The organism is Chryseobacterium lactis, from assembly GCF_003815875.1.
Lineage (GTDB): Bacteria > Bacteroidota > Bacteroidia > Flavobacteriales > Weeksellaceae > Chryseobacterium > Chryseobacterium lactis.
Map to the genome: position 1 here is coordinate 2,921,845 of NZ_CP033924.1, position 20,296 is coordinate 2,942,140.

Here is a 20,296-nt window from a genome sequence, read left to right on the forward strand (position 1 = left end):
TTTTTAAGGATTAAGACAGTTTTCTGAAATCTTAAGCAAAGCAGAATACATCATTTCCAGTTCATCTTTTGTGACACCTTTTAAAGCAACCTTACGGTTTTTTTCTACAATGTCCTGAACTTCCTGAATGACTTTCTTTCCGGAATCTGTTACTTCCAGATTGGTTTTTCTCCGGTCATCAGGGTGAATTTGCCGTTTGACGTATTCTGATTTAACCATTAAATCAATTATCCTTGTCACAGAGGCATTGTCCTTAAAAACCAGATCACCGATTTCATTCTGGGTAATTCCCGGGTTTTCCAGAATAGCTTTGATGATCAGCCATTGATCAATAGTGATGGTATAACCATTCGCTTTCAGTTGGCGTTGTGCATAGTTTCTATAGGCTCTGATAGCTTTGTCTATGTTGTAAAATATAATTGAATTTAACTTTTCCATATTTTTAAATTAAAATGATATGTCAATTATTGATATATCAATTAATTTGTTGAATACAATTATATTTTGTTACAATTCCTTAAAAATATTTTTTATAAAAATTAAAAACTGCCGGTTGAATTATCTGTTTTCTCTTTTGTAGAAGCGCTTTTAGACTTATTAGCTACGGCTATGTTTTCTGTGGTTTTAAAAAGCAGATCAATTTGTTTTTTGGTATTGAGATTGGGGGAGACTTTATACAATTCATTAATAAGGTCCAGCGAGGTTGGTTTTTTGGGATATGAGTTATTCTGTAAAAAATGATTTAAAGCTTTATTTACCTTTTCCTCGCCCAGTAAATCACTTAATCTTACCATTGCCACCGCACCTTTAGAATAGGAAATATGAGGATCATCACCAGTGGCTTTGTAAATAGGACGATTCTCTGAAAGCCCTTTTTCGTTATCATAAATTTGCTGATGTACAGCTATTCTTTCCAACATTTTTTCTTTCCCATGCATTTTCTTATACAACATCATTTCAGTATACATCGCCAATGTTTCTGTAAGCATAACAGCTCCTTCTCTGTCATCAGGATCAATCTGGCTGTTTCCCCACCAGAGATGTGAAAGCTCGTGTCCTGCAAGTTCATTAATGACATCCTGTTTCTTATCAGCATGGATATTGGCGTGAAAAACCATGTCCTCCGGCATAAAAATAGCAGATGGGTAAGCGGTAGCGGCAAAACCTCTTGTAAAGGATGAAATTTCAACAAAGTTGATGGCTTTAAAAGGATATTGTCCAAAATTTTGCCGACAGTAATCCAAAGTAAGCTTAGCATTTTCAAGAAGATGATTTACATTTTCGAAATGTTTTTTCTGATAAAAGATATGAATTGGAATTCCTTTGTAAATGGTACTTTTTACACTGTATTCTGCTGAAGAAACAGCAAAACGGAAAGGGATGCCGGTAGCTTTATACCTGAAAAAATTTCGCCCCGTTTTTGTCCAGCTCATGATCAGATCTCCCGTTCCTATTGCAGTTTGATGACCTTCAGTTGAAATCGTCATATCCAGATTGATAAAGTCTTTTCTAAAAACTTCCGGAGCTTCCGGTTTTTTCAACATTTCTGCTTTGCCGAGCCTGAAATTATCTCTCTGCTTCTGATCCTGAATTTCATTGACTTTCTGATAACCAATAGTGGGATAATATCTGCTGATCCTCATAAAAGAGCCATTTTCTATAATCGCATTGAAAGATTGATGCCCATTAACGGGATACCATTTGTAAGACAATTTAAAATCCAGAAAAGCCGTTTCGCCAGGCAGCATAGGTTGCTTTAGAATGATTTCGGTAACATGGGTGTTAATTTTCGTTGTTTCAGAGCTTGATGTGAAGACAGCAGATTTAAGTTCTAAATCATTATTAAAATTAACAAGTACCTTAGTGATGAGCTGATCTGTTTGATTTTTAAGTTTGTATTTTCCAACAATCTGATACGAGTTGTCAGAAGGAAACAACCGAATGTCAGTTATGACCTCATTGATTTCAGGTTGGGGAAGGTTATTATATTTCCGGTAATTTTTTTCATACTGAGCTAAATTCATCAGTACTTTTTCTTCATTTCTGGGAAGATAACCTTTCATGAAATAAGTTCCGGCATATATTCCTGAAGTGAGTAGAAACAAGGTAAAAAGAGCAGGGATCAGACTGATTTTTTTAGTTTTAATAACCTTGCTCAATATCCATAACAAAGCTATAACACCGGCTCCGAACAGAAGTCTTTGTGCAAAAGCAGTTGTGTATACTCCGTATCTATTGAAGTCACTGTAGCTGCCTTTAAAGTCAGAAAATATTCTGAAAAGGGGATAAGGTAGAACTTTATTTGAAACAGGTCCGGTCAGTACTAAAACAGCAAGAACAGATATTCCAAGGGCAATGAATTTGTTCCGGATGTTGTCATTGATAAGCAATATAAAGCCGGAAAACAGGATGAGGGGAAAAGTATTAAAAAGAAAAACGGCCAGATAAGCATTCCAGTCAATATGAAAATACTGGTACCCTATCTGGAAAATAATTCCCTGAATGATTAGAATTACCGTGAAAAAAAAGAGTAAGATATTGATAGAAATAAAATGTCCGCTCAGTTTATTTTTAGAGAAAAAAGCAGTTTTTTCAATAACGAAAAATCCTGATAACTGAGATCTCCAATACAGATCATTCAGAAAATAGGCTACGATTAACAATCCAAATAAATGGAAGTTTTCTGAAATAGTAGTCGCCATCAGCCCTGAACCGGCATATTTCTGTGGAAGCCGGATTCCCTTTTCAATTTCGGCATACATTTCCATTCCGACGAAGAAAAGTAAAAGAATAGATGCTGCCGGAACTGTAATACTTTTAAATAAATAAATCAAATCAATCTTTACAAAGGAGAGGATGGATTTTACGGAAGCTATTTGTCTTAAATTAGGGGAAACAGCAATATATTCTGAGATGATTACTTGTGATATTGAGTCTTTGACGGTCGCATTCTTTTTTACTTTTTGTTTTGAAATATAAGAGAAAGAAAATAATCGGTAAGAAAGAAAGAGAAGTCCTACAGATAGGATGAAAAAAGAAAGTCTGTTCAACAATACATACCCGGAAAAAGGCACAATCTGTACATTCTTCTGATGAACAGAAAATTCTCTGGCTTGCAGAAAATAAGAAGAAAGTCCAAAAGGATCAATCAAGGCAGAGAGTTGCTGACCTTCCAATGATTGCGGAATACTTCCCGCCATAAAAGGAGAATTGGAAAATAATAACACAATCATATAAAATATATACAGAAATAACCCACCCACAGCAACCAATAATTTTTTTTGTAGGATTAATGAAATAAAAAACAAAAAACTACAGACCAGAAGGCTGTTAATCAATCCAAAGAGGACTATCGGATATAAATAGGCAATGCCATTGAATCCATCCTGCATTTCGCTTCCGGTACGCATCATCTGACCGATCATAAAACCCGTCATCAGGGCAAAAAAGCTCAAAAATGTCTGTAAAAAATAAGGAAGGAATTTTCCTTTTAAATACATCAGTTTTGAAATCGGAAGAGAAAAGAGAACAATAGAAAAGCGGGTATCATCATCCTTGAAAAGCAACTGCAATGCATAAACCGTCGCAAAAAAAATGATGGAAAGGCTCAGCATACCAGTCATAAATCCAATGGTGTAAGGTGAATTAAGGTAAATACCTTGTCCTACAGAAAGATTGAACTGATTCCCGCAAAAAGTACCAATAAATACCAGAATTAAGAGAATAAGGTAACCGGGCCAATGCTTGATATTGCGCTTGGCTTCAAATAAAAATATGGCGTTCATGACTAAGGTTTTTGTGTTAAACTATGGAAGTAAACATGCTCCAGTAGAGGGTTTACATAGATGAAGTCCTGTGGACGTTCTTCAGAAAAAATAGTGATATGGAGTTCTCTTTCTATCAGCTGCCTGCTGATGATTTCGTACCTGGAATCATAGTTCTTTAATTCATTTTTGTCGATAGGTTTTGACCAGATTTTATGGTCCAGTTCTGCTATTAATTGTCCGGGGTTTCCTTGTTGAAGGATCTGCCCGTGATTCATCACTGCCATTTCTGAGCAGAGATTTCTTACATCTTCCACCAGATGAGTGGAGAGGATAACAATCACCTCCTGGCTGATCTCACTTAGGAGCGCGTTGAAACGGTTACGTTCTTCAGGGTCTAAGCCGGCCGTCGGTTCATCTACAATAATAATGTTAGGATTACCCAGTAAAGCCTGTGCAACTCCAAAACGTTGTTTCATTCCTCCTGAAAAGCTATGTACTTCCTTATTCCGGAAATCCGAAAGGTTTACTTTTTCCAGTAGACCGTTAATCTGGGTTTTGCGTTGGTTTTTATCTGTAATTCCTTTCAGAATTGCGATGTGCTCCAGAAGATCGTAAGCAGAAACTTTAGGATATACTCCGAAATCCTGTGGCAAAAAACCAAGGTTTTGCTTGATATAATCAGGATTTTCTATAATATCCTGCCCATTAAAAGACAGGATGCCTGAAGTGGGCTTTTGCAGTCCTACAATGGTTTTCATTAAGGATGATTTCCCGGCTCCGTTTGGCCCAAGTAAACCGAACATACCGTTCCTGATTTCCAGGGTGATGTCTTTAATGGCTTGAAACCCATTTTTGTAAGTCAGGCTAAGATTGTTAATTGATAAGGTGTTCATAATGTTGTGTTTGGATAATACAATGACTGGCCACCTTTCGGTCGCTAATATAAATAATAGGTAATTTGATTTTTACAGTTGGAAGTTGGAACTGGATTCCTTTCTTTTAAAGGATCAACTCGAATCACGAATCACGCAACCTTCCAACTCACTCCTCTTTATATTCCAGAATATCTCCCGGCTGGCATTCCAGGATCTTGCAGATCGCTTCCAGGGTATCAAAACGTACACCTTTGGCTTTACCTGTTTTAAGAATAGAGAGGTTTACAGGAGTGATTCCCAGTTTTTCTGCCAATTCTTTACTCTGCATTTTTCGTTTGGCCAGCATGACATCTAAGTTGACTATAATTGGCATTTTATATAAATAGATCTTGTTCGTTTTGCAAATGTAGTCCTTGCTTAAAGATATTCGCAAGAAACAGACAGAAAATTCCAAGCATAAAGTGAATAAACACCAGTCCCCAGATAATACTTTCAACCTCCACAAAGAAACTGGCGACCACCACCACAGGAAGCGGAATAAAAATATTATAAAGGTAAAATCTCTTGAGCTGTTGTATATGATCACGGGTAAACAATTTTTCCTGAAAAAATACTTTGAAAACCTTGGCGGAAAGCCAGAAAAAAATTCCATACGAAATTAAAACCAGGAGAAAAGAAAAGATAATATACGGATAGTTGTTCTCAATATTCAGAAACGGCTGTTCTGTAAAAGGATAATTGATATGAAGGTATTGCCCGTCTTTGTAAGGAGTAACAGAAAAATCTGTGGTCAGACAAAGGATGGAATATACAAATGTTATCAGATATCCAACGGAAAGCAAGGTGCAGATATAAAATAAAATCTTTGAAATAATTTTGGTCTGGTTCATGTCACGATCATTAATTGATATTGCAAATGTATAATTAATTATCGTAAAACAATAATTAATTTAAATAAAATTTTATTTCAATGATTGCGAACGATGCTCTAAAGTGTTATCAATATTGTGACAATCGCAGCTTTTAATTAAATTTAAATAATAAAAAGTTGAAATTATGGCTTACAGTATTGAACTCGCCGACCGCGTACGTGAACGACTTTCAATGGTAGAAAATATTGAGGTTGAAGAAAAGAAAATGTTCGGTGGGCTGGCATTTCTGGTGAATGAAAAGATGTGTATCAATATCAGTCACGATAATCTGATGTGCCGCTACAATCCCGAAAAGGAAGAAGAAGTTACCGAAAAACTGGGATTTCTTCCTATGATTATGAGAGGAAAGCAATTAATGGAATACTGCTACGTAGAACCTATCGGCTTTCAAAAACCGGAAGATTTTGAATATTGGATGAAGATTTGTCTGGAGTATAATAAAATAGCGAAGGCTTCGAAGAAGAAGTGAGAATGGCGGGTAGAGGGGTTGAGAGTAAGAGAGTAAGAGAGTAAGAGAGTGGGAGCGTTTGAGGATCGGAGCGTTTTGAGTGGAAGGTGAGTTTGAGAGTTTGAGAGTGAAGGAGATTGAGTGGGAATGATGATATACACCAGACCCACAATTCATAACTCCTTATTTGTAATGACCGTCATACAACATTTTCCTTATCTGAATTAAGATTTTTGTCGTTTTTTCCAGATCGGGATAATCCGGAAGATGGGAAGCACAATAATACTCTTCTATTGACTGTATAAGGTTTTCTGCCATAAGCATGACATTTTCATAAGACCGGTTTCCGGCTTTAATATCTAACAATTCTTCCCGGTTTTCTACACGGATAGTCAAAGAATTGGTTTTAAAAATTTGCTCACAGGATTGCAACAGCCTGATAGTGTGCATCATATTCTTGCTGTCATAATTTTGTCCATGAGTCTGATTCACATTATAACGGTCTTCATTGCGCTCAGCGACCCATTTCCAGTATTCTCTGTAATCTTTACAATAAACAGAGTAAGCATCCAGGTTGCAGAACATATATGAGACAGGTTTTTCACTTTTGGGAACTGATGATACAGAAACCTGATTGGCTTCTTCATGATGCATAACACCTTTATATCCCAAAGTCCCGGATTCATCATAAAATAAAGCAAACATTCCCTTGGTGTGATCAATATTTGCTAATCCACAGTTTTTCTGAATTTTTTTATGCTCAAAAAGCCATTTTTTTAGCTCAACAGAATTTTGCCCTTCAAGGATAAAACAGAAATCAAGGATCGATTTTCTTTCTTTATCGATAGGGTTTAAAATTTTTTTATTCAGACCTTTGGCCTTTTTAATCTGAGAAATGGCATAGCCGGCAAAGCTGTCTTTACACAGTTTAGACAAAAAATCTTCAAGTTTCAACAGATCCATTACAGGATCTTTATGAAGGATAGAATCTTCCGGGCTTGCGAGAACTTCCAGAATATTAGGATTGTTTTTCTGAAGCAGTTCTACAAACCTTCCGATTTCGTAGTAAGTAATATCATTGGTTTCATTCGAAATCTGAGGAATATAATTCAGTCCAAAGAAATCATCTTTAGGCAGATAATAGATTCCACGGATATCCGTATCTGAGGTTTCTGTATCCAATCCAAATGCCCGGCTTCCCGAAACAGCTTCAAAAAGGATAAGGTTTTTAGTTTTTAAATCTTGTATGGTCATTGATTATTATTGAAAAGGTATACGCTCTCATACTATATACCTTTTATACTGTATTGAATTTATTGTTCAAAGTTATTGAAATAGGATTAAAATACACCTTCCGTCGATTGCTCCAGTTCCCGGGCAGATTGCAGAAATTCTTCCACATCCATTTCTTTAAAGAAAAGCAATCCATGCGTTGCACGGAGGCGGGGACTGTTGTTATCATAAAAATACGGTTTGCCTAATATCAACTGGACAGCCTGAAGTTGTTCTACCCATGTTTGAATAGACAGGTGACTGAACTTTCCGTTATACCTATAGCTTGGGAACGATGCATTTACCTGGCTCAAATAGCTGTTGGTAAAGCTTTCATCCATGGTACTCATCGCATTGAGGGATACCGGGAAAATATGAGTGACATCAGCTGCATTGAACTGATACCAGACATTTCTGTAGCCCCATATTTTGAGCTGTGAAAGATCTTTTTCTTTACCCCATTCTCTTACCGCGGCGGCAATAGCCTGCAGAACTTTATAATGGGTATCGGGACCACTTCCTTCCGGGTCAAATGCTAAGCTTATGACTGTTGGATTGATCTCTTTCAATTGTTGTAATATCGGATACACATCTCTTTCCCTGTTAGGTTTTTCTGTGAAAATAGCACCGGTATAAAAACCGAGCCTCAGATGGGAAACGTTCTTCGTTCTCACCCCGAAATGAGCCCAAACCAGTTCTTCTTCGTACTCCCGGATCATGCCCTTTAAAGTTTGAATTTTAGGTTCAGGATTCTGCCCGTCATAACTGGAATGAATAACAGAGGAGATATTGTGAATTTTTTCTTCCAGTTCCTGTTTGGTTTTTAAATTCCAAAGCTCTACAATATTTCTTACCATTCTGTGGGATACCGCTCTTGATCTTTCAATAGCATTTTCGGAGGCAATGTTGATCAGGTAATGGTAAACGTCCTTATCTCTTTTATTCTGATATCCAACTTCAAAAAAGTCAGGATAATTAAGCATTTCGACTTCTCCTTTTTCAACAAATGAAAGGGTGTCACGGAGAATATCGGTTAAAAATTTATTGGTCACCGCTGTGAAACCCGAAGTAAGAACCGAATAATGGGATTCATTGGTCTCATTACGGGATTGGTAATGAATGTAAGGCAAAAGTCCCAACGAAATATCATCATGGTGCGGACCTGTATGATAAAAAACTTCATGGGTAAGCTGATCCGTTGCTTTTTTTATTTTGTTTTCAATAGAAGTAATTACAGATTGTACTGTATTCTCATCAAGACCGGGAATTAACCGGGTATATTCATCGGCTTGAAGATCTTCCAAAGTAAGATGTTCAGCGTATTTATTAAGTTTCTGGGTTAAAAGCATAACAGCCTTATCTGTTTTTTCCTGTGACCAGCTTCCTGACTGGTAATAATCATCAGTTAAATCATTCAGCATGCTTGCAGCGCCCAGTGTAATATAAAATCTACTGTTCGGAAGTTTGGAAAGTACGGAAGCTGGATATAAATTGGACGGGGGAAGTTCCAGTGCATTTTTTATCATGGGTGCTTTGGCTTCACCTGCTGCAAAAATGATGGCTACTGCATCTTTATTGTAGGTAATTGTTTCGAGGCCGATGGTGATTACCAGTCGTTCTCTTGAAATTTCAATTCCCCCCAAATCTCCGGCTGCAACGGCTTGTGTTTCAAAATTTGTCGCCGTTAATCTTGTGGTTGAATACGGATCAGAACCTTTAACATTAAAAGCAATGTGGCCGTCAGGGCCGATTCCTCCCAAAAAGAAACCGATACCACCCAGTTTACGAATTCTTTGCTCATAATCCGAGCACCAGTTATCGATCAGAAAAACCGATTCTTTTTGTAATTTTTCCAATGGTGTTCGGGGTTCAATATATCTGAGTTCAAGGTCTACTTTGTGATCGGGGAAAATTTCTTCAAAGCTTTTCCCGTCGGCAAGAGGAATTTCATCACAATTGATCAGGATTGCATTTTCCCTTTTTAATCCTAATCCTTCAATATAATATTTGTTCACATAGTGATAAAAGCTATTGGCCTGAGAGGATTTGATGGGATAAAACTCATCGATCTGGACGAAATGAAGATCAGCAAGTGATGGTTTCTGAGGAGATACTAATTGATGTTTTTTTCTAAGCTCAAAAATATCTTCTCTATCCCAGTTTTCAAGGATATGCTTTGTCCAGTAGATAAAATGTTCGGGAGTTTTTCCTGTGGGAAGACTGATGACTCCATGAGGATTTTCCGACGCCCATTCCAGGAACCTGAAGGCTGTAAGCATTCCTAAAGTAGGGAAGTTGTCCACAGCGATATAGGGGACATTGGTTTGGCTGTTTTTGGAAATGTTGTTTAAAAATGATTGTTCTACCGGACTAAAGTTTTTGTTTTCCATTTGTATGTTTTTGATAAGGCAATTTAAAGTTATTGATAATTATTGAATTGCAATATCCCTATAACGTGAATTTTGAATAAATAATTGTTAAGAAAGTAAAATCAAAAAGAAGAAAGTTGAGGCGTAATGGTCACCTCATACTTTCTTCTTCAGGTGTTCTGATTTATTTTATGTTGAGTATCTCTCTAAAAACCCTTTCCATCTCGTTTTTATCTGTCTTTCCTGCTGAAAGACTTTTCGACTTTTCTTCATTTTCGGCGATTGTTTTCTCAAGGAATCTGAATAGTTCCCAATCGTTTGGGTGATAATAAGCTTCTCCTTTGGTAGCTTTTAAAGCGATCAGATCTTCTATTTTTGTTCTGGTTTTATCATCTACTAAAACCAATAATTCACTGAACAATACCGGAGGTACCGTTCCTTTTTCTATGATCCATTTTCCCGTCAATGTAGTTCGGAGACAATAAAAATAACTTTTTAATTTTACGTCATCAGTTCTGCAGGCCACCAGGTATTTCTTACTCATACTTAGGTAATGATAAGAAACAGCCACAGGAGAAAAGCATGCATCAGCCAACGGCCTGAACAATTCTACAAACCTTGTATCTGCTTTATAAACGATAGGAGAGTAGAACCAGCTCAATAATGCGGCATTCGATTTAAGCAAAAGGTGAAAAGTCTTCCTCAGATCCCATCCGGAGCCATCCAGATCATCTTCTGTCATAAATTCTATTGTTTCATCCTTATCCCATGGCGAGAGATACCAGTCTTTCTCATGTCTGTATATGAAACGTATATCATAATCACTATCAGGAGAGGCAAAACCCCATGCTCTGCTTCCCGATTCTACAGCCAGAAGGACTTCTACGCCCCGTGCTGCTTCAACTTCTTTTATTTTTTCCAGTATTTTTGTTGTCATTGTTTTCGATTTTATACTGCAAAGTAAATACAGGAGTGCGCAGTGTTATTACGTAGACTTGTTTAAGTTTGAGAGTTTGAGAGTTTGAGGGTGAGTGGGAGTAGGAGCGTCCGGAGGATTCTGAATACGAGATGGAAGGTTTCGATTTACTGAGTGATTGGTTTAAGGTCTCTTATCTATTCGTCTATTATCTATTATCTTATCCTTATCCATTTTCTCCCTATTCATCACAAATACAAGACAAACATTACAAAAAATACTCTTCAATTTACTAATATTGCACTTTCTCTATTAAACATCATTATTTTATCTTCATGTTAACAAACGAATTACAGCATACAATTGATTTTAAGACCAAGCCTTTAGGTGCATTAGGATATCTTGAGCATTTAGCTCATAAAATAGGAATGGTTCAGAAGACAACCTCTCCAAAGTTATTGAATCCGCATATGGTTGTTTTTGCAGCTGATCACGGCATTGCAACCGCGGGAGTGAGTACCTATCCACCGGAAGTGACTTATCAGATGGTCATGAATTTTCTGAGTGGTGGAGCTGCCATCAATGTTTTTTGCAGACAACATCATATTAATATTAAAATTGTAGATGCCGGAGTTAATTTTGATTTTCCAGCAGACTTGGAGGTAATCAATAAAAAAGTCAGGAAATCCAGTCGTAATATGCTGGAAGAACCTGCCATGACTTCTGAAGAATATCAGCAAGCCCTGGAAAATGGAAAAGCTGTGGTCAATGAGATTGCAAAAACAGACTGCAATATTATTGGTTTTGGTGAAATGGGAATAGGAAATACTTCTGCCTCTTCACTGATGATGAGCCAATTGTTTGACCTGCCGATTGTAAGCTGCATCGGGCGAGGTACCGGTTTGAATGACGAGCAATTACAAAATAAAATCAATATTCTTTCTGCGGTAATTGAAAAATATTCAGGTATAAAAGATACTGATGAAATTGCCCAAACTTTTGGCGGATTGGAAATTACCCAGATGATCGGTGCTATGGAAGAAGCTTTCCGCCGGAATATGCTGATTATGGTGGATGGGTTTATTGCGACGGTTGCAATAGCTACAGCGTGGAAAAAGAATCCTGAAATTCTGAATAACTGTATTTTCTGTCATGTAAGTGATGAAAATGCCCATCATCAGCTGATCGGGCTATTGGGACAGAAAGCTTTACTCCATCTGAATTTACGTTTGGGAGAAGGAACGGGCTGTGCACTGGCATATCCGATTATTCAGAGTGCCGTCAACTTTCTGAATGAAATGTCAAGTTTTGAAGATGCTAACGTATCAAATAGAGAATAGATGAAAGTTATTAAGAATGAACTAATATACTTTGCAACAGCACTCATGTTTTTCACGAGAATTCCGGTTCCGTTTACGGTTCCTTATTCGAGTGAGATCATGAACAAATCACAAAAATATTTTGCCTGGATCGGATTAGTGGTAGGTTTGATCAATGCTGTAATTCTGTATTTTTCTTCCCAGCTTTTTAACCTTGAAATAGGGATTGTACTGATGATGATCAGCAGTGTTTTACTCACAGGAGCTTTTCATGAGGACGGTTTCACGGATATGTGCGACAGCTTTGGAGGCGGCTACGGAAAGGAGAAGATTCTCACCATTATGAAGGACAGCAGAGTAGGTGCATATGGAACTATTGGGATTATCCTTTTGTTTGCTTTAAAATTCTTCAGCATTCAGGCGTTGGGAACGATTGATATTGCTAAAACGTTGGCCATCATTATCCTGGCGCACACTTCAAGCCGGTTTATTTCCGGAACAATGATTTATACCCATCAATATGTGACTGATATAGATGTAAGCAAATCCAAACCTTTGGCTAATAAACCATTGGATGGAACTGCTTTAGTGGTAGGTTTTCTGGCGGTATTGGTTTCATTTGCCCTGATTCCGGACTGGCGTCTGATACTGGCTTTTGCAATGACCTATTTAGGAAAAATATATATGGGCTGGTACTTTAAAAAGCACATCGGCGGCTATACCGGAGATTGTCTGGGCTCCGTACAGCAGGTTTGTGAAGTTTTGTTTTATCTGGGAACAATGATTGTATGGAAATTCATCTGATTCGTCATACCGCAGTAGAAAACCCGGAAAACCTGTGTTATGGTTTTGCTGATATGCCTTTGCGGCAAGGCTATCTCGAGGATTTTAAAAGCATAGATCTTGATAATGATTTCGATCTGGTGATTTCAAGTCCTGCAAGCCGCTGTTGCCTTTTGGCAGAATATTTTAAGCTTACCTATAAAACTGATGAAAGAATCCGGGAAATGAATTTCGGAAACTGGGAACTTAGAAAGTGGAGTGAAATTCCCGAAGAAGAAATCAATCCTTGGTATAATGATTTTGTTAATATAAAAGCTTCAGGTGGTGAAAATTTGCTCGAAATGCAGACCCGTGTGCTCAGTTTTTGGAATGAATTAATTGCAGAGGAGAATAATGGTAAAGTTTTGATCATTACCCATGCCGGAGTCATTCGCCTGATCCTTCAGACAATTCTGAAGTTTCCTCTTGAAAATATGTTCAATATCCAAATTGATTATGGAAAGAAAGTCATCGTAACGGTTGATGATCAGTTATTTTCAATTAAAAAAATAAATATTTAGATGCCTTACAATATAAAAGGGGGCTGTCTCAAAAGTGTCATTCTGAATGAAATGAAATGTAGTGAAGAATCTTAAATAACAGATAAACAATAAGATTCTTCCTTCGTCAGAAATCGAAGATTCGGCGTAGCCAATGACAAAAGCCAAATTATTTGACTTTTGAGACAGCCTCTTTTAGTTTTTATGAAATATTTTTTAAAATCTTCTGAAAGGTCTCACCCTAACCATATTGTAATCTTTGGTGTAGCTCCACATATATCCATTATATCCGTCAAGAATCTGAACCTGATTGCTTCCGGGCACTTCTGTAGAACTCCAGTAGTATTTTTGTGATACATTATTTGATGCAATATTGTACACATTCTTTGCACTTTTAAAGAATGCCATTACTTCTTCTTGTGATGGAAGGAACCAATCCGTCAGACCATTGATTGCATAGTTGTCACATAACTTTGCCGCAGAGTTCGCGTCTGAGCATTGAGAAATAATTCTGGTTGTATTAGCAGGACCTGATCCCATTACTGACTGAGTTTGATTGACAATGTCGAAAGGACATCCCCATTGAATTTTATCAGATCCGTTGGTGGTAAGAAGGTTATCAGGAGCAGCTTCCAAATATCTCCAACCATCTGTAAACTCTCCCTTGTCATAAAAGACATACCCGCCTGAAGCACCTATCGCTCCGGCTGTTTTAAATGTTTTTTCCGGAGAATAATAAACCTGAGCTCCTTCTTTTACGTAAGATTTTACATAATAGGTCGTATTCGGAAGTAATGCTGTCGCTTCGAGTTCGTATGCCGAATAGGTATTAGGATTTGATATCTTGACAGTCTGGCCATTGGCAATATCCACACCGGCACTGGTTCTGTAGCAGAATCCTTTTTCATCAGGATAGAAAGCTTCCAGATAATGTACGGCAATATCATTGGTAACCAGAGTAGCGGAAGTGGTATACACATTTTTAGCCATTTTGAAGGTAATATCCATTTTTGCAGGCGTGATAAATGATACGTTATCTCCATAAATAACATCTCCGTTAAAAGCCTGAACATAAGCCCTTACGTAGTAGGTAGTGGATTTGTCGAAATCTGTACTATAAGTCGCCATAAGTTGGTAATCTCCTGTAGTATTGGTATACTCCTCGATGTATTTAGAATTACCGATGGTAGGATTGATATTTTTACTCCAGCAAAATCCACGTTTAGAATATCCTGATCCGGCAGATGTTACCGTTCCAGCAAATTTAAACTGTGCATTGGCAATAATAGGAGTACCGGTTACAACTTTTGGAGCTGCATTGGCGTTATTGGATGATCCATTGCTGTCATTATCTCTGTTGCTGTCTGATCCGCAAGAAGCAAGGGTAAGGACACAGAGAAATACGAATAATATTTTCTTCATGAATAAAAGTTTTTTAAGTTATTTAGTTTTATAAAATTAGGGCTGGCAAATATAAACAAAAAGTATATTACTTGTTAGAAATAGTGATATACTTGTTGCTGAGTTTGTTAAGTGTCTTTACTTACAAAATAAAAAAGCGCCATTCAATGGGATTAAATGGCGCGTAGTTATGATTTAAAAATTTTGATAAAACTATCTTTTTCCAGATTATCCAGAGAAAAATCAAAATCGGCTTCTGCTTTTTCTGTAGTCACTGTTGCTCCCAGCTCTTTTACAAGATCATTAAAAGACATCGGTTGATACCACTGCTGATACAGCGCATCTGTTGCCATGGCAGCAATTTTGGAACTTCCGGAAACATGAGAATGGCCGGCTCCAAAGTTCAACAGGACAAAACACTGGTTTTCACCTTTAGGCAATAGCATTCCGAGGATGGTTTGTCTCTGAACAGAATTACATTTGGCTTCCGCAAAAAGATTGTTGGGATTCATCATATATTCTCTCGAAATCTGATCTCCTTTTCCGATTACAATTTTATAACCACAATCGGCATTTCCTGAGTACACATTGTTCATGACCAGAGTAGGCGTAGTTAATCCTCTGCTGGCATACAAATATTCTACAGCTCCTTTAGGTGCGGAAGTCATATCTCCTGAATACATCAGGGTTCCGTCTCCCTGGTTATAAGCGGCGTTCCAACCGGTTTTTCCTGCGATATTCAATCCTGAAAGATCAAGATCATTTGCTCCCCATGCGTTTTCCCAATAGATGCCTACCGCAAGTTTCTCACCTGAAAATCTTGTTCCTGTGGGAATATTTCCTACAAACATTTTTTCAGAAGTAGGAAGCCCGAATTCTACATTTTCAGGGAAATAAAACTTCTTTCCGGAAAAATTAAACTTTGATTGTAAATAGTTTAATATAAAATCATAGTTCATCTCATTGACATCCGTGATCTTCCCTTTTTTTACCCATGACTTTCCATTTCTGATCCTGTAGACGAAAGTATCCTGACCGTACATTCTCTGAGAACAAGCTGACAAAGCTTTGAATAAAGCAAACGGAGTTGCATTTTTCAGCCAGTGCAGATCGCTTTCTATTAATAATGTACTGGTCGCATCATTTAATGGATTAGATACCAACGGTTGATGATGAGTTTTTGAAAGCTTTGAAATTTTATTAATGTTTTTTGAATCTCTCCCTTTGTAAGCCAAAAACAGAGGTTTAAATCTGTTGAAGATTTCAGCAAGTCTTTCCAACCCAAACTTTTCAAACAAATCGGAAGGATCAAATTTACTTAGCTTAATATTTTCAATCAATTCGTCATTTTTGATCAAAAGGCTGGTTCCGGTAGTTTTAAAAATTACATACCTTAAGAATTCTACAGGGTTTTCCGGATAGATTTCATACAGGTCTGCAATTTTTATAATCGCTTCTTTATTTCTGATATTTTCCTTTCCTGTAAATTCATAATCCAGTTCTTCTGTCAGAATATATAAAAGATCATTAATGGTTGCTTCTTTTAAAGCGATTCCGGATCTCAGCAATGACAAACATTTTTCTGTCATTTCATCAGCAGAATAAGCTTTCACCACTTTAAAACTAAGCTTCATTCCAGGAACATTCAATACTTCGTCAGGGAGGTATATTTCATCCTGAAAATTACTTCCGTATGTCGAAATATAATGATTGATTTGTTCCAGCAACAGCTCAAATCGTGTACTGTTTTTTATTTTCTCCCATGATTTATGGAAGGTTTTATTCAGATCATTACCATTTAATTTTTCCTTTGAATAATAGCTGATAATTTCTTTTTTTGCCCAAAGAGCATCAGGTTCGATAAGATATCCGTCCATAGAAACAAACGGTTGCTTATCTGATCTCTTTGCCAGTACGGCATTGAATAGGGTAAGTGTTTTCATAATGTTAAAAATTAAATAAGTGAGGAGTAGTTTTTTTAAAGAAAAATGATATAGGAACTCCTTTTACCTATAATTTTTGAAAAAGCGGGGAGTAAAATCCAAATGTTTATAGGAACTCCCTTTGCCTTATATTGTATCGACAGAAATAAATATTTTCCATCTTTCTGCCGGGCAGACAGGAATTGAACCTGCGTCCCACAAGTATAGGAACTTTGTTGGCCAATAGCGGAAAGTTATTGTTGCTCTACCAGCTGAGCTACTGCCCGTCCATGATTATTAGTTATTTTTATTAGTTTTTAATCACCCAACAGGTTTTCAGAACCTGTCAGGCTTATCAATCAGAATTCAGTTTTATGCTTTTCTAAACTTCTTTTTTCTTTTCCATGGTGCATTTTTCTGAACATCACCGGCCATAATACATCCGTAAGGCATCACTTCATCCAATACTTCACAAAGTCCGTATTCCTCAATTTGTGCTCTTACATTTTTGGCACTTTTATAGGCACTTGGCAGCTCAGAAATATCAACTTCATTGGAATAGAAACGGATATCTAATCCTTCAGTTTCCTCATTAAAGATTTCTTCAGTTGTTTTATGAGCCATAGACTTTTTATGCTGACTTCTGCTGAAATTTCTTCCTGCACCGTGTGGTGCAAATCCCAGGTTTCTCTCAGTCGTTTTTCCCTGAACAATTAATACCGGTTCTGCCATATTCAAAGGAATCAGTCTTGGGCCCGTGATATCAGGCATAAACTTTTCATCCAGCGGAGTAGCTCCTTTTGCATGATAGAACAGATCACCATCTTTAAAAACGAAATTATGTTCATTCCAGTAACGGTCTTCTTTTTCTATTTCCAGTCTGTTTAACACAGCATCATGAATGGACGTATGATTTTCTTTTGTCCATTGTCTGATTAACTGAAGAGCTTCCCAGTAAGATCTCCCTTCATCGGTATCATAAGGAATCCATGCATTTTCTCTTAATGTTTCAGGAGAAATATCCTGTCTGAAACGGTTGGCTACCTTCATTCCTTTATCATATAATGCAGCACCCGGTGCTCTGGATCCATGGTGAGTAACCAGCATGGTGTTTCCTGTATTTTTGGATGTTCCTACAAATAAGAAATGATTTCCGTCACCCTGAGTTCCCATATGAGAACGGGCAATGCTGATCAGTTTTTCATCATTTAAGAAGTCATTTTCTCTGAAAGCATCCATCAATTCCTGAGACATAGGCATCTGTTCACCTCTGGGTCTTCCTCCGTATCCGAAATGAGTCACAGCATGAGCAGCATCCAAAACATTTTTAGGATCAGCTTTTCCAAAATCTGTCAGCATTACAGAACAGCAGATATCTGCACTATGGAATCCAGGATGAATTGCATTTTTGGCAACTACCACACCTCCCACGGGAATTTGACCTTCAGGACCTGTAGGACAGGCATCCGGCATTAAGGCTCCATTGATTAATGTAGGTGTTTTCATCAGAACTTTCATGGTTTTAATTACTTTTTCTACATTGTCATTTTCATTCTCATGTTCAGCTTTAATGTTGATGATAAAATCTTTAGCTGTTTCATGAAGCGGAATCAATTCCGGTTGTTTGAACTGTTCCAGATATTCTTTGATCTGAATTTCATCCAGATTATTTTCATTGATATAGGCGATGGCATCTTTAAACCATTTAGCTGGTCTATATCCTAATTCTATTAAGTGATTTCCGTTAAATTCCATCTGTTGTTTCATTTTGATAATGCAAAGTAATTTACTTATTGCGCAATAGTTTTGCGTAGATGAAAAATTTTTAATTATTTTACAAAAATTTTTAAAAAGGCAAAAACGCGTAAGGTCAAAAGCCGAATTTGTCTAAGATATAAAGAATTAAAAAAAAGACAATATTTATGATATTATTAGAACAATTAAAAAATTCTCCGGAAACGATTCAATTCAGTAAAGTCATTGCATATATTGATGAAAATTACAATTTCACCCCTACAGCATTTAAAAATGGAGATACCACCAACCAGGCAGGACAGAATAATGGTTCATGTAAAGTTTTCAGTTTTGCAAAGCTTCAGGGATTAGCCGAAGAGGAGACGTTATTCCTTTTCGGAGACTTTTATAGAATAGATGTCCTGACAAACCCTGGTGGCGACGATCACCAGAATATCAGAAACTTTATAAAGTTCGGGAGGGAAGGTATTGTCTTTGACGGAGATGCTTTAGAAAAAAAATAATTTTCTTAAAAAGAAATTAATACGGAAATTCGCTAAAACTACTGTCATGTCATCCAATAAAAACGCTCTGATCCGCTACAAAACGCTAGATAAGTGTCTTAAAAATAAGTACAGGAAATATACACTGGAAGATCTTATCGATGAATGTTCTGAAGCTTTGTTTGAATTTGAAGGAAAAGAATCTTTTGTCAGCAAACGAACGATCCAGCTTGATCTGCAGAATATGCGGAGTGAGAAATTTGGGTATGAAGCTCCTATTGAGGTTTATGAAAGGAAATATTATCATTACAGTGATCCCGATTACAGCATCCATAATATTTCTGTGAATGAAAGTGATCTGAAAGCGATGAATAATGCTGTTCAGATTTTAAAACAATTCAAGGATTTTTCCATGTTTAAAGACATGAACGGGGTGATTCAGAAGTTGGAAGATTCCATCCATGCAACAAATCAGAAATCCATTATTCATCTGGATAAAAATGAACAGTTGAAAGGATTGGAACATATTGATATTCTGTATGAAAGTATTGCTAGTAAGAAGGTTTTGGAAATTTTATATAAAAGTTTTACGGCTAGGGAATCAAGTGTTTATACGGTTCATCCGCAATTATTAAAGGAATTTAATAACCGTTGGTTTTTGATTTGTCTGCATAAGCAAAAAATGTATAATCTGGCCCTCGACAGAATGGAAAGTATCGAAATCGCAGAAAACCTGCCTTACATTGATAAAGATCTGGACGGCGATGAATATTTTAAAGATATTGTGGGCGTTACCGTGGCAGAGTCCATGGTACCTAAAAATGTTGTTTTTTGGGTGGATGCTCATAATGCTCCTTATGTAAAAACAAAACCACTGCACAGAAGCCAGAAAATCATTAATGAATCGGATGAAGGTACTTTGTTTAAAATCTGTGTACAAATCAATTTTGAATTGGAAAGACTGTTGCTGGGATTTGGAGACTCTCTGGTCGTTCATAAACCAAGAAGACTACGATTGAGAATGGAAGAGAAATTTATCATGGGAAGTAAAAATTATCAAAATCTGATTGTTCCGGATGATAAATAATGCTGGGAGCCGGTTATATAGAAATAATCAATAGATTTTATGAGAATTATATAATAAAATTTCATGTATCGTTTTTTATCTTGGCTTGGAAATTGTAGTATTATATCAATAACATCACATTATGAAATCAAGAATATTTAAAGCATTAATTGCAATTATAGCCCCATTGGCGATAGAATATATCGTTAAAAAAATATCTGAAAAAATAGATAAAAAAGAAGAAAAGAAAGACAAGGAACCTAAGCAGATTACTGCATAAAGTTATAGGTAGTTAGAATTTAAAATTATTGAAAAGAGACTGTCATCATCATGTACAGTCTCTTTTTTTTGAGTGAACCACCCCGTCAAAAATTCTTTGAATTTTCGCCACCCCTCCGGAGGAGGGGAATGTGCAGCCCTTCAATTGGAATATTCACTATACTATTTCCG

The 20,296-nt window shown here is 36.8% G+C and carries 18 protein-coding genes and 1 pseudogene; 7 read left to right on the plus strand and 12 right to left on the minus strand.

Features of this window, described 5'->3' with window-relative positions:
* Positions 1 to 3 precede the first annotated feature (3 nt).
* The 5 genes from EG342_RS13055 to EG342_RS13075 form a co-directional block, all read right to left on the minus strand.
* The gene (locus tag EG342_RS13055; RefSeq protein ID WP_103294048.1) at positions 4 to 438 is read right to left on the minus strand and encodes a MarR family winged helix-turn-helix transcriptional regulator; all 435 of its coding nucleotides are present in this window, start codon (positions 436 to 438) and stop codon (positions 4 to 6) included.
* A gap of 101 nt (positions 439 to 539) precedes the next feature.
* Positions 540 to 3,785 carry an ABC transporter permease/M1 family aminopeptidase gene (locus EG342_RS13060; RefSeq protein ID WP_103294049.1) on the minus strand — a complete coding sequence of 1,082 codons (3,246 nt, stop codon included), beginning with the start codon at positions 3,783 to 3,785 and terminating at the stop codon, positions 540 to 542.
* Between the two features lie 2 nt (positions 3,786 to 3,787).
* Positions 3,788 to 4,660: an ABC transporter ATP-binding protein gene (locus EG342_RS13065; protein ID WP_103294050.1), complete on the minus strand. Its 873-nt coding sequence runs from the start codon at positions 4,658 to 4,660 to the stop codon at positions 3,788 to 3,790.
* Between the two features lie 148 nt (positions 4,661 to 4,808).
* A complete protein-coding gene (locus tag EG342_RS13070; RefSeq protein WP_103294051.1) occupies positions 4,809 to 5,015 on the minus strand; it encodes a helix-turn-helix domain-containing protein in 207 nt (68 codons plus the stop codon).
* Position 5,016: 1 nt separating this feature from the next.
* Positions 5,017 to 5,532 (minus strand): DUF2975 domain-containing protein, encoded by a 516-nt coding sequence (locus EG342_RS13075; RefSeq protein ID WP_103294052.1) that lies wholly within the window; start codon positions 5,530 to 5,532, stop codon positions 5,017 to 5,019.
* Between the two features lie 166 nt (positions 5,533 to 5,698).
* Between EG342_RS13075 and EG342_RS13080 the strand changes: the two genes are divergently transcribed.
* A complete protein-coding gene (locus EG342_RS13080; RefSeq protein ID WP_103294053.1) occupies positions 5,699 to 6,043 on the plus strand; it encodes a TfoX/Sxy family protein in 345 nt (114 codons plus the stop codon).
* A gap of 162 nt (positions 6,044 to 6,205) precedes the next feature.
* On the opposite strand, the gene EG342_RS13085 is transcribed toward EG342_RS13080, so the two are convergent.
* The 3 genes from EG342_RS13085 to EG342_RS13095 all read right to left on the minus strand — a co-directional run bounded on the left by EG342_RS13085 (position 6,206) and on the right by EG342_RS13095 (position 10,600).
* Positions 6,206 to 7,276, minus strand: coding sequence for a nucleotidyltransferase domain-containing protein (locus EG342_RS13085; protein ID WP_103294054.1), 1,071 nt, complete (start codon positions 7,274 to 7,276; stop codon positions 6,206 to 6,208).
* An 86-nt stretch (positions 7,277 to 7,362) separates the two neighbouring features.
* Positions 7,363 to 9,684, minus strand: coding sequence for a glucosamine-6-phosphate isomerase (locus tag EG342_RS13090; RefSeq protein ID WP_103294055.1), 2,322 nt, complete (start codon positions 9,682 to 9,684; stop codon positions 7,363 to 7,365).
* Positions 9,685 to 9,847: 163 nt separating this feature from the next.
* Positions 9,848 to 10,600 (minus strand): nucleotidyltransferase domain-containing protein, encoded by a 753-nt coding sequence (locus EG342_RS13095; protein WP_103294056.1) that lies wholly within the window; start codon positions 10,598 to 10,600, stop codon positions 9,848 to 9,850.
* Positions 10,601 to 10,914: 314 nt separating this feature from the next.
* On the opposite strand from EG342_RS13095, the gene cobT reads away from it, so the two are divergent.
* The 3 genes from cobT to cobC are packed head-to-tail and all read left to right on the plus strand — an operon-like array spanning position 10,915 to position 13,241.
* Positions 10,915 to 11,919 (plus strand): nicotinate-nucleotide--dimethylbenzimidazole phosphoribosyltransferase, encoded by a 1,005-nt coding sequence (cobT, locus tag EG342_RS13100; RefSeq protein ID WP_103294057.1) that lies wholly within the window; start codon positions 10,915 to 10,917, stop codon positions 11,917 to 11,919.
* A complete protein-coding gene (locus EG342_RS13105) occupies positions 11,920 to 12,702 on the plus strand; it encodes an adenosylcobinamide-GDP ribazoletransferase (protein WP_103294058.1) in 783 nt (260 codons plus the stop codon).
* Complete coding sequence (cobC, locus tag EG342_RS13110) at positions 12,687 to 13,241, plus strand: alpha-ribazole phosphatase family protein (protein ID WP_103294059.1); 555 nt, start codon at positions 12,687 to 12,689, stop codon at positions 13,239 to 13,241. Before EG342_RS13105 ends, cobC begins: the two co-directional genes overlap by 16 nt.
* 195 nt (positions 13,242 to 13,436) lie before the next feature.
* Here the strand turns inward: cobC and EG342_RS13115 are convergent, their stop codons facing one another.
* The 4 genes and pseudogenes from EG342_RS13115 to EG342_RS25720 all read right to left on the minus strand — a co-directional run bounded on the left by EG342_RS13115 (position 13,437) and on the right by EG342_RS25720 (position 17,716).
* Positions 13,437 to 14,642 carry a hypothetical protein gene (locus EG342_RS13115; RefSeq protein WP_103294060.1) on the minus strand — a complete coding sequence of 402 codons (1,206 nt, stop codon included), beginning with the start codon at positions 14,640 to 14,642 and terminating at the stop codon, positions 13,437 to 13,439.
* A 167-nt stretch (positions 14,643 to 14,809) separates the two neighbouring features.
* Complete coding sequence (locus EG342_RS13120) at positions 14,810 to 16,564, minus strand: hypothetical protein (protein ID WP_103294061.1); 1,755 nt, start codon at positions 16,562 to 16,564, stop codon at positions 14,810 to 14,812.
* 167 nt (positions 16,565 to 16,731) lie between these two features.
* Positions 16,732 to 16,830: pseudogene (locus tag EG342_RS25180) on the minus strand.
* A gap of 85 nt (positions 16,831 to 16,915) precedes the next feature.
* Entirely contained in the window at positions 16,916 to 17,716 is an 801-nt protein-coding gene (locus EG342_RS25720) for an RtcB family protein (protein ID WP_394338016.1), read from the minus strand.
* 749 nt (positions 17,717 to 18,465) lie between these two features.
* On the opposite strand from EG342_RS25720, the gene EG342_RS13130 reads away from it, so the two are divergent.
* The 3 genes from EG342_RS13130 to EG342_RS25185 all read left to right on the plus strand — a co-directional run bounded on the left by EG342_RS13130 (position 18,466) and on the right by EG342_RS25185 (position 20,126).
* On the plus strand, positions 18,466 to 18,801 hold the full coding sequence (locus EG342_RS13130) for a HopJ type III effector protein (RefSeq protein ID WP_185126928.1): 336 nt from the start codon (positions 18,466 to 18,468) through the stop codon (positions 18,799 to 18,801).
* Between the two features lie 46 nt (positions 18,802 to 18,847).
* Positions 18,848 to 19,867, plus strand: a complete 1,020-nt coding sequence (locus EG342_RS13135; protein ID WP_103294062.1) for a helix-turn-helix transcriptional regulator — start codon at positions 18,848 to 18,850, stop codon at positions 19,865 to 19,867.
* Positions 19,868 to 19,988: 121 nt separating this feature from the next.
* Entirely contained in the window at positions 19,989 to 20,126 is a 138-nt protein-coding gene (locus EG342_RS25185) for a hypothetical protein (RefSeq protein WP_164465182.1), read from the plus strand.
* Positions 20,127 to 20,296 lie beyond the last annotated feature (170 nt).